At 68.5% G+C, this 13,310-nt stretch carries 11 protein-coding genes; 8 read left to right on the top strand and 3 right to left on the bottom strand.

Going from position 1 to position 13,310, the window contains the following annotated elements; all coding sequences use genetic code 11:
• Positions 1–279 precede the first annotated feature (279 nt).
• Positions 280–867: an NADAR family protein gene (locus ACWDEW_RS07820; RefSeq protein ID WP_450510597.1), complete on the bottom strand. Its 588-nt coding sequence runs from the start codon at positions 865–867 to the stop codon at positions 280–282.
• 211 nt (positions 868–1,078) lie between these two features.
• Between ACWDEW_RS07820 and ACWDEW_RS07825 the strand changes: the two genes are divergently transcribed.
• From ACWDEW_RS07825 to ACWDEW_RS07860, 8 genes are all read left to right on the top strand, one after another.
• Positions 1,079–2,614, top strand: a complete 1,536-nt coding sequence (locus tag ACWDEW_RS07825) for a gamma-aminobutyraldehyde dehydrogenase (protein ID WP_450510599.1) — start codon at positions 1,079–1,081, stop codon at positions 2,612–2,614.
• Positions 2,615–2,670: 56 nt separating this feature from the next.
• Positions 2,671–3,918, top strand: coding sequence for an ABC transporter substrate-binding protein (locus tag ACWDEW_RS07830; RefSeq protein ID WP_450510601.1), 1,248 nt, complete (start codon positions 2,671–2,673; stop codon positions 3,916–3,918).
• A gap of 5 nt (positions 3,919–3,923) precedes the next feature.
• Positions 3,924–5,078: an ABC transporter ATP-binding protein gene (locus ACWDEW_RS07835; RefSeq protein WP_093632126.1), complete on the top strand. Its 1,155-nt coding sequence runs from the start codon at positions 3,924–3,926 to the stop codon at positions 5,076–5,078.
• Positions 5,078–6,001, top strand: a complete 924-nt coding sequence (locus ACWDEW_RS07840) for an ABC transporter permease (RefSeq protein ID WP_450510604.1) — start codon at positions 5,078–5,080, stop codon at positions 5,999–6,001. The genes ACWDEW_RS07835 and ACWDEW_RS07840 overlap by 1 nt, the downstream gene beginning before the upstream one ends.
• Positions 6,002–6,802 (top strand): ABC transporter permease, encoded by an 801-nt coding sequence (locus ACWDEW_RS07845; RefSeq protein ID WP_450510606.1) that lies wholly within the window; start codon positions 6,002–6,004, stop codon positions 6,800–6,802.
• A 29-nt stretch (positions 6,803–6,831) separates the two neighbouring features.
• Complete coding sequence (locus tag ACWDEW_RS07850; RefSeq protein ID WP_450510608.1) at positions 6,832–8,259, top strand: NAD(P)/FAD-dependent oxidoreductase; 1,428 nt, start codon at positions 6,832–6,834, stop codon at positions 8,257–8,259.
• Between the two features lie 128 nt (positions 8,260–8,387).
• Positions 8,388–8,843, top strand: coding sequence for a hypothetical protein (locus ACWDEW_RS07855; protein WP_450510610.1), 456 nt, complete (start codon positions 8,388–8,390; stop codon positions 8,841–8,843).
• Positions 8,844–8,955: 112 nt separating this feature from the next.
• On the top strand, positions 8,956–10,764 hold the full coding sequence (locus tag ACWDEW_RS07860) for a chitinase (protein ID WP_450510753.1): 1,809 nt from the start codon (positions 8,956–8,958) through the stop codon (positions 10,762–10,764).
• Here the strand turns inward: ACWDEW_RS07860 and ACWDEW_RS07865 are convergent.
• Together ACWDEW_RS07865 and gabT are read right to left on the bottom strand one after the other, a co-directional pair.
• Complete coding sequence (locus tag ACWDEW_RS07865) at positions 10,752–11,345, bottom strand: phosphatase PAP2 family protein (RefSeq protein ID WP_450510612.1); 594 nt, start codon at positions 11,343–11,345, stop codon at positions 10,752–10,754. The two genes, ACWDEW_RS07860 and ACWDEW_RS07865, sit on opposite strands and share 13 nt — an antisense overlap.
• Positions 11,346–11,823: 478 nt before the next feature.
• Positions 11,824–13,158: a 4-aminobutyrate--2-oxoglutarate transaminase gene (gabT, locus tag ACWDEW_RS07870; RefSeq protein WP_450510614.1), complete on the bottom strand. Its 1,335-nt coding sequence runs from the start codon at positions 13,156–13,158 to the stop codon at positions 11,824–11,826.
• Between the last annotated feature and the right edge of the window lie 152 nt (positions 13,159–13,310).

Raw genomic sequence — 13,310 nt, forward strand, 5'->3', positions numbered from 1 at the left:
CTCAGCCTGTCGGCACCGACCCTGCTCCAGGGCTGACCACAGCAGGCACCCCCTCCGACAGGCTCCCGCGGCAGGCCTCGCCGGAGCGGCACCCAGTCCGCCACCAAAGCGAGCCCTGCTGCTGCCGAAGCGCCCTCCCCGACACGCCCCCCGGGCGCGCCCCTCACCTCAGCTGCCCCCGGGACCCAAGTCAGCGCCAGCTCCCCAGCCAGCCCCGTCCCAGCCCTGCTCCCCGAAGTGCCTCGCCGCTCTCCATCCCCCCGAAGGTCCAAGCCACCCTTACCCCAACCGCCCCCGCGCCTCCATCAACGCGAACCCCAGCAGATTCGGCCCCCGCCACCGCTCGGGATCCTCCGCCGCTGGGTCGTCCGCGGTCAGGCCGATGCCCCACACCCGGTCCACCGGACTCGCCTCCACCAGCACGCGCTCACCCGTGCCCAGCAGAAACGTCCGCAGTTCCTCGTCCGCGGCGAACTTGTGGACGCTCCCCTCGACGACGATCCCGAACCGCTCCCGCGCCCAGGTCTCCTCGTCGAAGCCCCGCACGAGGCGCCCCGCCTTCTTCGCCACGGACGGATGCCCCGCCGCCAGCACCCGCGCGAGAGCGTCCTCGTCGCCGAAGAGCCGCGCCTTCCCGGCCATCATCCAGTGCTCGGCGGTCGCATAGGTCATCCCGTCCACCGTGAACGGCGACGGCCACCACTGGCTCAGGCAGCTCGTGCCCACGCGGCCGTCCGGGCGTGGCCGGTGACCCCAGAAGTGCAGGTACTTGACCCTGGCCCCCGAGCGCACTTCCCTGATCAGGGCTTCCTGCGAATCGATCTTTTGCGCGGCCCCCGCCGCGAGCTTCCCCGTGATCTTGTCCATACACGCGAGTCTTGCAGGCACCACTGACACTCCGTCCCCCCTTTTCCACGAGGACTCGACACCTGGTCGACAGATTCCGTCGCGTAACCAAAAGGCAACAACGGAATCACTTGTTGGAGTCCCTTTGCTCTGTCAGGATCGGCATTCAAATCGAGCTGGAGCTACGCCACCCGCCAGCGGACGAAGCGGGGCGAAGGCGGAGGAGAGCGACATGCACAACCCGGGCAGCGTCACCCCGGACCGATTCCCCGCTCAGGAGTACTTCGCGGACGGCGCGCAGTTCATCGCGGGCCGCCTGACGAAGGGCACCTCGGGCCACACCCACGCGGTCGTCGACCCGGCGACCGGCGAGGACGTCTACACGTACGAGCTGGCCGGTACGGCGGACGTGGACGCGGCCGTGGCCGCCGCCCGCGCCGCCTTCCCGGGCTGGTCGGGCGCCACCCCCGGCGAGCGCTCCGACGCGCTGCACCGCTTCGCCGCCGTGCTCGCCGAGCGCGCGGACGACTTCGCCCGCGCCGAGTCCCTCCAGTGCGGCAAGCCGCTCAAGCTGACCCGCGAGTTCGACATCCCCGGGACCATCGACAACACGGCCTTCTTCGCCGGTGCCGCACGGCACCTGCAGGGGCAGTCCGCCGGTGAGTACTCGGGCGACCACACGTCGTACGTACGCCGTGAACCCATCGGTGTCGTCGGCTCCATCGCGCCCTGGAACTATCCCCTCCAGATGGCCGCCTGGAAGATCCTCCCGGCGATCGCGGCCGGCAACACGATCGTGCTCAAGCCCGCCGAGCTGACCCCGCTCACCTCGCTGATGTTCGCGCAGGCCGCCACCGAGGCCGGCATCCCGGACGGTGTCATCAACATCATCACGGGGACGGGGAAGGAGGCCGGTGAGCATCTAGTCGGCCACCCGGATGTAGCTATGACCTCCTTCACCGGGTCCACCGCCGTCGGCAAGCGCGTCGCCGAGATCGCGACCGCCACCGTCAAGCGCATCCACCTGGAGCTCGGCGGCAAGGCCCCCTTCGTGGTCTTCGACGACGCCGACCTCGAAGCCGCCGTCAACGGAGCCGTCGCCGGTTCGCTCATCAACACCGGGCAGGACTGCACGGCCGCCACGCGCGCGTACGTGCAAAGGCCCCTCTACGAAGCGTTCGTCCAGAAGACCGCCGCCCTCATGGCGAGTGTCAGGGTCGGCGACCCGTTCGCCCCCGGCACCGACCTCGGGCCGCTGATCTCGCACGTCCAGCGCGACCGCGTGGCCGCCTTCGTCGACCGGGCGCGTGACTACGCGCGTGTGGTGACCGGCGGCGAGGCTCCTCAGGGAGATCTCAAGAACGGCGCGTACTATCGCCCCACCCTGGTCGCGGACGCCGCCCAGGACAGCGAGATCGTGCAGTCGGAGCTCTTCGGCCCGGTGCTGGTGGTCCTGCCCTTCGACAGCGACGACGAGGGCATCGCGCTCGCCAACGACACCCCGTACGGGCTCGCCGCCTCCGCGTGGACCCAGGGCGTCTACCGGGCCAATCGCGCGACCCGCGAGATCAAGGCCGGCTGCGTGTGGATCAACGACCACATCCCGATCATCAGCGAGATGCCCCACGGCGGCTACAAGGCGTCCGGCTTCGGCAAGGACATGTCCGCCTACTCGTTCGAGGAGTACACCCAGATCAAGCACGTCATGTTCGACAACACGGCGGTCGCCAGGAAGGACTGGCACCGCACGATCTTCGGGGACCGATAGCAGAACTGACGGCCGCCCAGGGCGCCGCCGTCTCCTCCCGAAAGGGCAGCACGCGCATGAAGCAGTACGAGCCCGACCGCCTGACCCCGGCCGAAGTGGCCGCCGTCCGGCGCAGCTTCCGCAAGAGCAGGTCCGCGTGGACCCGTCGTTCGGTGCTGCGCGCCTCCGCCGGCGGCGCGCTCGCGGTCGGCGGACTCGGGGCCCTGAGCGGCTGCGGGATCCCCGCGGCAGGCAAGACGCAGGGAGGTGTGTCCGCCGACGACCACTCGGCCACGGAGAAGGAGATCGACTTCTCCAACTGGCCCGAGTACATCGACACGGACGACAGCGGCAAGCACCGTCCCACGCTGGACGCGTTCACCAAGCGGACCGGCATCAAGGTCAAGTACACCGAGGACATCAACGACAACGACGAGTTCTTCGGCAAGATCCAGCCGCAGCTCGCCGCCGGCCAGCCCACCGGCCGCGACCTGATCGTCCTTACCGACTGGCTGGCCGCCCGCATGATCCGGCTGGGGTATGTGCAGAAGCTGGACGCGTCCAACCTGCCGCACGCCTACGCCAACCTGTCGGACCAGTTCCGCAGCCCCGACTGGGACCCGGGCCGGGCTTACTCGTACGTGTGGCAGGGCATCTCGACGGTCGTCGCCTACAACAAGAAGGCACTCGACGGCGTCGAGGTGAAGTCGATCTCCGACCTGCTCGACAACCCCAAGCTCAAGGGCCGCGTCGGCTTCCTCACCGAGATGCGCGACAGCGTCGGCATGACCATGCTCGACATGGGCAAGGACCCGGCGAAGTTCACCACCGACGACTACGACGCGGTCATCGCCCGCCTCCAGAAGGCCGTCGACAAGGGCCAGATCCGTCGCTTCACGGGCAACGACTACACGTCCGACCTCACCAAGGGCGACTTCGCGGCCTGTGTCGCCTGGGGCGGCGACATCGTCCAGCTCCAGTCGGACAACCCGGACGTCGGCTACGTCATCCCCGAGGCCGGCTACATGACGTCGACCGACAACCTGCTGATCCCCAACAAGGCGCGTCACAAGACGAACGCCGAGCGGCTCATCGACTACTACTACGAGCCCGAACCGGCCGCCGAACTCGCCGCCTACGTCAACTACGTCAGCCCGGTCGCGGACGTGAAGCCGTATCTCGCGAAGATCGACAAGTCGGCGGCGAGCAACCCGCTGATCCTTCCCGACAAGGCCATGGCGGCCAAGTCCCACGCCTTCCGCTCCCTGAGCTCGAAGGAAGAGACGGCCTACCAGCAGAAGTTCGCAAAGCTCACAGGGGCGTGACGAGGATGAACACCAAGGACAACAGCGGCGACGTCCGCCTCTCCGGTATCAGCAAGACCTACGACAACGGCTTCACCGCAGTACAACCGCTCGACCTGACCGTGCCCCAGGGCTCCTTCTTCGCCCTGCTCGGCGCCTCCGGCTGTGGCAAGACCACCACCCTGCGCATGATCGCGGGCCTGGAGGAACCTTCCTCCGGCACCGTCCACCTCGGCGACCAGGAAGTCACCAACCTCCCGCCGTACAAGCGACCGGTGAACACCGTCTTCCAGTCCTACGCCCTCTTCCCGCACCTCGACATCTTCGAGAACGTCGCCTTCGGTCTGCGCCGGCGCGGCATCAAGTCGGTGAAGCAGCAGGTCGTCGACATGCTCGACCTCGTCCAGCTCGGCGAGCAGGCGCGCAAGAAGCCGCACCAGCTGTCGGGTGGCCAGCAGCAGCGTGTCGCCGTGGCCCGCGCGCTGATCAACCACCCCAAGGTGCTGCTCCTCGACGAGCCCCTCGGCGCCCTCGACCTCAAGCTGCGCCGCCAGATGCAGCTGGAGCTCAAGCGCATCCAGACCGAGGTCGGCATCACCTTCGTGCACGTCACGCACGACCAGGAGGAGGCCATGACCATGGCCGACACGGTCGCCGTGATGAACGCGGGCCGCGTCGAGCAGCTCGGCTCGCCCAGCGACCTCTACGAGAACCCGAACACCACCTTCGTCGCCAACTTCCTCGGCACCTCCAACCTCATCGAGGCCGAGGTCGACTCCAAGTCCGGCGACGACATCGTCCTCAAGGCGGGCGGCGGCAAGCTCGTCCTGCCCGAGGCGCGATGTTCCGCGCCCACGACGACCGGCGGCAAGGTCCTGGTCGGCGTACGCCCGGAGAAGATCACCCTCACGCCCGCCGACGACGCGGGCGAGATCCCGGCCGGCCGCAACCGCATCACCGGCAAGATCGCCGACTCCAGCTTCATCGGCGTCTCCACCCAGTACGTCATCGACAGCCCGGTCTGCCCCGAGTTCGAGGTCTACGCCCAGAACATCGACCGCGACTCCCGGCTGCGCCCCGGCGCCGACGTCGTCCTGCACTGGAACCCGGCCCACACCTTCGGCCTCGACGCGGCGCAGGACATCGACGCGGGCGTCGACACCGAAGAGGAGGCCGCCTGATGGCCGCAGTCACCGAGGCGCCGCCCCTGGCGCCCGCGCCGGAGAAGAAGCCTCCGCGCAAGAGGGGCCGCTGGACGCCGTACTGGCTGCTGCTGCCCGGCATTCTGTGGCTGATCATCTTCTTCGCGCTGCCGATGATCTACCAGGGCTCCACGTCGATCCAGACGGGTTCTCTGGAGGACGGCTACAAGGTCACCTGGCACTTCTCGACCTACTGGGACGCGGTGTCCGAGTACTGGCCGCAGTTCGTGCGCTCGGGCCTCTACGCCGCCGCCGCGACCATCCTCTGTCTGCTGCTCGGCTACCCGCTCGCGTACCTCATCGCCTTCCGCGCGGGACGCTGGCGCAACCTGATCATGATTCTGGTGATCGCGCCGTTCTTCACCAGCTTCCTGATCCGCACGCTCGCCTGGAAGACGATCCTCGCGGACAGCGGCCCGGTCGTGAGCGTCCTCAACACGCTGCACGTCCTGGACGTCACCAACTGGCTCGGCTGGACCTCCGGCGACCGCGTCCTCGCCACGCCACTCGCGGTGGTCTGCGGACTGACGTACAACTTCCTGCCGTTCATGGTCCTCCCGCTCTACACCTCGCTGGAGCGCATCGACGGACGGCTGCACGAGGCGGCCGGCGACCTGTACGCCAAGCCCTTCACCACCTTCCGCAAGGTCACCTTCCCGCTGTCGATGCCCGGCGTCGTCTCCGGCACCCTGCTGACCTTCATCCCGGCGGCCGGTGACTACGTCAACGCCGAACTCCTCGGCTCCACCGACACCCGCATGATCGGCAACGTCATCCAGACGCAGTTCCTGCGCATCCTGGACTACCCGACGGCGGCGGCACTTTCCTTCGTCCTCATGGCCGCCATTCTCGCCATGGTGACCATCTACATTCGCAAGTCCGGGACGGAGGATCTGGTCTAAATGGCAGTCGTACGCTGGTTCAAGCGCCATTTCGTAGTCATCGCCGGCCTGTTGACACTCGGATATCTCCTGCTCCCGAACGTCATCGTCACGGTGTTCTCCTTCAACAAGCCGAAGGGGCGCTTCAATTACGAGTGGCAGCAGTTCTCGCTGGACGCCTGGAAGCAGCCGTGCGGTGTCGCCGACATGTGCGGCTCGCTCTCCATCAGCCTCCAGATCGCCGTCTGGGCGACCATCGGCGCCACCGTCCTCGGCACGATGATCGCCTTCGCGCTGGTCCGCTACCGCTTCCGCGCCCGCGGCGCCGTCAACTCGCTGATCTTCCTGCCGATGGCGATGCCCGAGGTCGTCATGGCCGCCTCGCTGCTCACCCTGTTCCTCAACATGGGCGCCCAACTGGGCTTCTACACCATCCTGATCGCCCACATCATGTTCTGCCTCAGCTTCGTCGTCACCGCCGTCAAGGCCCGTGTGATGTCGATGGACCCGCGCCTGGAGGAGGCGGCCCGGGACCTCTACGCCGGCCCGGCGCAGACCTTCCTGCGTGTCACCCTGCCCATCGCGGCCCCCGGAATCGCGGCAGGCGCGCTGCTCTCCTTCGCGCTCTCCTTCGACGATTTCATCATCACCAATTTCAACGCGGGTTCGACCGTCACCTTCCCCATGTTCGTCTGGGGTTCGGCACAGCGCGGCACACCCGTTCAGATCAATGTCATCGGTACGGCCATGTTCCTCGTCGCCGTATTGTTGGTGCTCGCCTCGATGGTGATCACCAACCGCCGCAACAAGGTAAAGGCATAACCGCTAGCGCCCTGTAGGGAGTTGAAATCATGGCCCCAAGCGCCATGAGCCGTAACACCAATTGGACGAAGTCTCTCTCCGAAGCCCGGCCGGTCCCGTACTGGCTGGACGACCCCGGCAAACCCCACCCCGAGCCCGCGCTCACCGGCGCCGAGACCTGCGACCTGCTGGTCGTCGGCGGCGGCTACAGCGGACTGTGGACCGCGCTCATCGCGAAAGAGCGCGACCCGCAGCGGGATGTCGTCCTGCTGGAAGGCCGCGAGGCGGGCTGGGCCGCCTCGGGCCGCAACGGCGGCTTCTGCGCCGCCTCCCTCACCCACGGCCTGTCCAACGGCCTCACCCGCTGGCCCGACGAGATCCACAAGCTGGAGGAGCTGGGCGCCCGCAACCTCGACGAGATCGAGAGCGCGGTCGCCCGCTACTCCCTGGACTGCGAGTTCGAGCGCACCGGCGAGATCGACGTCGCCACCGAGCCGCACCAGGCCGAGGAACTCCACGACTGGCACGCCGAGTTGGCGAGCAAGGGCCTCGCCGACGGCATCGAGTTCCTGGACGGGGAAGCGGTTCGCGAACAGGTCGACTCCCCGACCTTCCTGGCCGGCCTGCACGACAGCCGGGGCGTCGCGATGCTCAACCCGGCCAAACTGGCTTGGGGGTTGAAGCGCGCCTGCCTCGGGCTCGGCGTCCGCATCTACGAACACACCCCCGCCCTCGCCCTCAAGCCGTACGGCGCCGGCATGGCCGTACGCACTCCGTACGGCTCGGTCCGCGCCCGCCGGGTCGCGCTCGGCACCAACATCTTCCCGAACCTGATCAAGCGCGTCCGCTCGTACACCGTCCCGGTCTACGACTACGCCCTGATGACCGAGCCGCTCTCGGCCGACCAGTTGGCGTCGATCGGCTGGAAGAACCGCCAGGGCCTGGGCGATTCGGCGAACCAGTTCCACTACTTCCGCCTCTCCGCCGACAACCGCATCCTGTGGGGCGGTTACGACGCGATCTACCCCTACGGCGGCCGGGTGCGCGCCGAGTACGACGACCGGCCGGAGACGTACGCCAAGCTCGCCGAGCACTTCTTCACCTGCTTCCCGCAGCTGGAGGGCCTCAACTTCAGCCACGCGTGGGGCGGCGCGATCGACACCTGCTCGCGCTTCTCGGCGTTCTTCGGCACCGCTCACCAGGGCAGGGTGGCCTACGCGGCGGGCTTCACCGGCCTCGGCGTCGGCGCCACCCGCTTCGGCGCGGACGTGATGCTGGACCTGCTCGCGGGGGAGCGCACCGAGCGCACGGAACTGGAGATGGTCCGCAAGAAGCCGCTGCCCTTCCCGCCCGAGCCCTTCGCCTGGACCGGCATCGCGCTCACCAAGTGGTCGCTGGCCCGCGCCGACGACCACGGCGGCCGGCGCAACCTGTGGCTGAAGACGATGGACAAGCTGGGCCTGGGCTTCGACAGTTGAGCCCGGCCGCTCGACGGGTGTGACCCGGTTCACTCCATCGGGGTGCCGGAACCCGCGTAATGCCGTGAGCCGACCTCCCTCTCTCCTGTGACGCGACCAGCGTCGACATGAGAAAGGGAGGTCTCCTCATGACTGGGGCGAAGACGGCCGTCGAGTGGCTGGCATCCGTGGCTCCGGATCCGGAGGCCTGCCGCTGGGAATGGGAGCGCAACCCCATGGGGATCGCGCTGCTGCCCGCCGGCAAGGCCTGGGACGTACTCATCCTGCCGGGTGAGCTCGGATACCCCACGCTCGATGTGCTCACCCGGGTCATCGACCAACCGGGCCCGGTACTCGTCGACTTCGGCGACGCACGCATGGGTTTCCTGGTGCCGCCGGGCACCGCCGCCCGCTGGCTCGGCACCGGGATCCGTACGGCGGGACCCGGTACCTGGATCGTCGTGCCGTACCCCGGCAGGTCGACCGGCGGAGTCCGCTGGCTGGTACCGCCGGACGGCTCCGGCACCCTCACCGACCCCGCACTCCTCGAACTCGCGATGCACGAGGCGGCGGCGGGGCTGGCGACGGAAGGGGAGGACGGATGAGTGGGTGAGGTCTTGACAAGCTAATTGGTCTGGACCAAATTGGGCGCGCTCCACCCCTCCAATTCCCCCATGCCCGGAGGCCCTTGTGGATCGCTCCAGACCTGTCCTCGCCATGCTCACGGCCGCCATGCTGGCCGTACCCGGCATCACCGCACTCTCGTCGGCCGCCCGTGCGGCCGACGCGGACCTGGCGAAGAACGGAGGCTTCGAGTCCGGCCTCGACAACTGGTCCTGTTCCGCGAGCAGCGGTACGACCGTCAAGTCGCCCGTGCACGGCGGCAGTTCGGCGTTGCAGGCGACCCCGGCCGGCAACGACTACGCGCAGTGCGCGCAGACGGTGACCGTGAAACCGAACTCGCAGTACGCGCTGGCCGGTTACGTCCGCGGCAGCTACGTCTACCTCGGCGCGAGCGGCACCGGCACCACGGACGTCTCCACCTGGACCCAATCGGCCCCCGACTGGCAGCGGTTGACGACAAGCTTCACCACCGGCCCGTCCACCACCAAGGTCACGATCTACACCCACGGCTGGTACGCCACCGGCACCTACTACGCCGACGACATCTCCCTCACCGGCCCGGCGGTCGACCCGGGCCAACCGCCAACCACCCCCACAGGCCTCGCCGTTGGCTCGGTCACCTCGTCCTCCGTCGCCCTCTCCTGGTCCGCCGTCACCGGCGCGACGAGCTACGCGATCTACCGCGACGGCGTGAAAGTCCAGACGGCGAGCGGCACTTCGGCCACCGTGAGCGGCCTCACGGCCGCGACGGCGTACAGCTTCCAGGTCACGGCGGTCAACGACGCGGGCGAGTCACCGAAGTCGACGGCGGTCACCGCGACCACGGCCACCGGCTCGGGCCCCAGCACCGGACTGCCCACCCACGCCCTCGTCGGCTACCTCCACGCGAGCTTCGCCAACGGCTCCGGCTACACGCGCCTGGCCGACGTCCCCGACAGCTGGGACGTCATCGACCTGGCCTTCGGCGAACCCACCTCCGCCACCTCGGGAGACATCCGCTTCAACCGCTGCCCGGATGGGGGCCCCTCCCGTTCGAGCGAAGCCGAGAATGGGGGAGAGTGCGCGAACGTCGAGAGCGACGCCGACTTCAAGGCCGCGATCAAGGCCAAACAGGCGGCGGGGAAGAAGGTGCTGATCTCCATCGGCGGCGCCAACGGCCAGGTCCAACTCACTACGGCGGCGGCCAGGGACGCCTTCGTGTCGTCGGTCTCGAACATCATCGACACCTACGGACTGGACGGCCTGGACATCGACTTCGAGGGCCATTCGCTGTCGTTGGACGCGAGCGACACGAACTTCAAGAGCCCCACAACTCCCGTGGTGGTCAATCTAATCGCGGCCCTGAAGACCCTGAAGGCCAAGTACGGTTCGAAGTTCGTGCTGAGCATGGCGCCCGAGACCTTCTTCGTGCAGATGGGCTACCAGTTCTACGGCACCGGCAAGTTCGGCGGCCAGGACCCGAGGTGCGGCGCGTATCTGCCCGTCATCTACGCCCTGCGCGACGACCTCACCCTGCTGCACGTCCAGGACTACAACTCGGGCCCGATCATGGGTCTCGACGGCCAGTACCACACCATGGGCGGCGCCGACTTCCACATCGCGATGACCGACATGCTGCTCACCGGCTTCCCGGTCGCGGGCGACACCACCAACATGTTCCCGGCCCTGCGCCCCGACCAGATCGCCATCGGCATGCCGGCGTCGGTCAACGCGGGCAACGGTTACGTGGCTCCCGCCGAGGTCACCAAAACCCTGGACTGCCTGACGAAGAAGGTGAGTTGCGGCTCGTACACGACCCACGGCACCTGGCCGACCCTGCGCGGCCTGATGACCTGGTCGATCAACTGGGACCGGTACTCGAACTGGGAGTTCCAGAAGACGTTCGACGGTTACTTCGGCTGAGGCTCGCCTCGATCGCGGCCCGCACTTCGACCGCGGTCGAGGAACAGCCGCAGCAACGCGAGCAGCACGGTCCCCAGGCACCAGCTGGCCACCACGTCCAGAGGCCAGTGGTAGCCCCGCCGGACCAGCCCGAAGCTGACGGCGGCCACGAGGAGGGCGCAGATCGCGACGGCTCCGCGGCGGGCGTACGACGTCCGGAGCCAAGGAAGGAGGACGAGCGTCGAGGCGCCGTACGCGATCATCGCGGTGGCCGTGTGGCCGGAGGGGTAGTAGCCGGTGCCGGGCGGGACGGCCGGGGTGCCGCTGCGGGCGATCAGTTCCTTGACGGGGACGATCAGCGCCGGGACCAGGGTCATCAGCACGGCCGCCGCGAGCGGTGCCGGCCACCAGCGGTCCGTACCACTGGCACGGCCGCGCCGGGCGACGTAGAGAAGGACCACGACGAGGACGGGGACCGCGACCTGGACGTTGCCGAGGTCGGCGAGGAGTTCGGAGAAGCGGTCCGGGTGGAGGAGTGTGCGGCTCAGGCGCTCGTCCAGGCGGAGGAGGGGGCCGTCGGCCGCGACCTGCCAGGTGATCACCGCGAAGAGCAGCGCGGGAAGGGCGAGAAGGAGCCAGAAAAAGGAGGTCGGCCGGTCCGGAACAGGGGGGGTAGTTCCGGGCCGGCCGTCCGGATCGGATCGTCGGCCGCCCCGGGGGGTTTGGGGCGGGCGACTGTCCGATCGGTGAGGAGATTCGGAGCCGGAGGCTCCTGTTGTGTGCGCGAGGGCACGACCAGGGCGAAGCTGGGGAGGCCTCGTCCTGAAGTCGCCCACAGTCCCCTGTGGGCGGGGTGTTTCTCTCATCTGGGTAGAACCTACGGCAGTGACTGGAGGGAAGACAGGCGGATTCGCGTCCCGTCATGCACCCCGCACACCTTCTTCACACGGCCTGACGCCCGCCGCCCCAGCCTGTGAATCACGGAGGACGAAAGGGCTGGGGCGGGTGGGACGGATGGGGCGCGGCCCCTGTGCGGGAGCTGCGGGTTCCCTGTGACCGGGAAGTACGGGAGAGGGTGGCTCAGATGCGTGCGAACGCCTGCTCGATGATGTCGAGGCCCTCGCTCAGCAGGTCCTCCCCGATGACCAGCGGGGGCAGGAAGCGGAGGACGTTGCCGTAGGTACCACAGGTCAGGACCAGCAGCCCCTCCTGGTGGCAGGCCTTGGCGAGCGCGGCCGTCGCCTCCGGGTTCGGCTCCTTGGTCGTACGGTCCTTGACCAGCTCGATGGCGATCATCGCGCCGCGCCCCCGCACATCGCCGATGATGTCGAACTTCTCGGCCATCGCACCGAGCCGGGCCTTCATCACGGCCTCGATGTTCTTCGCCCTGGCGTTGAGGTCGAGCTCCTTCATGGTCTCGATGGCGCCGAGCGCACCGGCGCAGGCGACCGGGTTGCCGCCGTAGGTACCGCCGAGCCCACCGGCGTGCGCGGCGTCCATGATCTCGGCGCGCCCGGTGACCGCGGCGAGCGGCAACCCGCCCGCGATCCCCTTCGCGGTGGTGATCAGGTCGGGCACGACACCCTCGTCCTCGCACGCGAACCACTGGCCCGTACGGCAGAACCCGGACTGGATCTCGTCGGCGACGAACACGATGCCGTTGTCGGCGGCGAACTTGCTGAGCGCCGGCAGGAAGCCCTTGGCCGGCTCGATGAAGCCGCCCTCGCCGAGGACCGGCTCGATGATGATCGCGGCGACGTTGTCGGCGCCGATCTGCTTGTTGATCATGTCGATGGCCTGCGCGGAGGCCTCGGCACCGGCGTTGTCGGGACCGGTCGGCCAGCGGTAGCCGTAGGCGACGGGAACGCGGTAGACCTCGGGAGCGAAGGGCCCGAACCCGTTCTTGTACGGCATGTTCTTCGCGGTCAGGGCCATGGTGAGGTTGGTGCGCCCGTGGTACCCGTGGTCGAACACCACGACGGCCTGCCGCTTGGTGTACGCCCGCGCGATCTTGACCGCGTTCTCGACGGCCTCGGCGCCGGAGTTGAACAGCGCGGACTTCTTGGCGTGGTCACCCGGGGTCAGCTCGGCCAGCGCCTCGGCGACCTCGACGTACCCCTCGTAGGGCGTGACCATGAAACAGGTGTGGGTGAAGTCGGCGAGCTGCGCGGAGGCACGGCGTACGACGGCTTCGGCGGAGGCGCCGACGCTCGTCACCGCGATACCGGAACCGAAGTCGATGAACCGGTTCCCGTCGACGTCCTCGATGATCCCGCCGCCCGCGCGCGCGGTGAACACGGGCAGCACGGAACCCACACCGGCCGCGACCGCCGCGGTACGGCGGGCCTGCAGCTCCTGGGACTTCGGGCCGGGGATCGCGGTGACGACGCGGCGCTCCTGCGGAAGTGCGGTCATGAGGGGCTCCTGGGGGTGGTGCGGACGCTTGCGCGCTGTCCTGTTTCTTTTTCTTCCTTTCTCGCAGGCTAGGACCGGCGGCGAAGGGTGGGCATGCTCCATGTGGGCGGTGTCGGCGCCGCGGGTTGTCCGCCGTGGACAGTGCCGGGTTC

Source organism: Streptomyces sp. NPDC001100, from assembly GCF_053598575.1.

Coding starts and splice junctions, on each gene's coding strand:
- ACWDEW_RS07820 (WP_450510597.1), bottom strand. CDS start 867: ATGGACAAGATCACGGGGAAGCTCGCGGCGGGGGCCGCGCAAAAGATC.
- ACWDEW_RS07825 (WP_450510599.1), top strand. CDS start 1,079: ATGCACAACCCGGGCAGCGTCACCCCGGACCGATTCCCCGCTCAGGAG.
- ACWDEW_RS07830 (WP_450510601.1), top strand. CDS start 2,671: ATGAAGCAGTACGAGCCCGACCGCCTGACCCCGGCCGAAGTGGCCGCC.
- ACWDEW_RS07835 (WP_093632126.1), top strand. CDS start 3,924: ATGAACACCAAGGACAACAGCGGCGACGTCCGCCTCTCCGGTATCAGC.
- ACWDEW_RS07840 (WP_450510604.1), top strand. CDS start 5,078: ATGGCCGCAGTCACCGAGGCGCCGCCCCTGGCGCCCGCGCCGGAGAAG.
- ACWDEW_RS07845 (WP_450510606.1), top strand. CDS start 6,002: ATGGCAGTCGTACGCTGGTTCAAGCGCCATTTCGTAGTCATCGCCGGC.
- ACWDEW_RS07850 (WP_450510608.1), top strand. CDS start 6,832: ATGGCCCCAAGCGCCATGAGCCGTAACACCAATTGGACGAAGTCTCTC.
- ACWDEW_RS07855 (WP_450510610.1), top strand. CDS start 8,388: ATGACTGGGGCGAAGACGGCCGTCGAGTGGCTGGCATCCGTGGCTCCG.
- ACWDEW_RS07860 (WP_450510753.1), top strand. CDS start 8,956: ATGCTCACGGCCGCCATGCTGGCCGTACCCGGCATCACCGCACTCTCG.
- gabT (WP_450510614.1), bottom strand. CDS start 13,158: ATGACCGCACTTCCGCAGGAGCGCCGCGTCGTCACCGCGATCCCCGGC.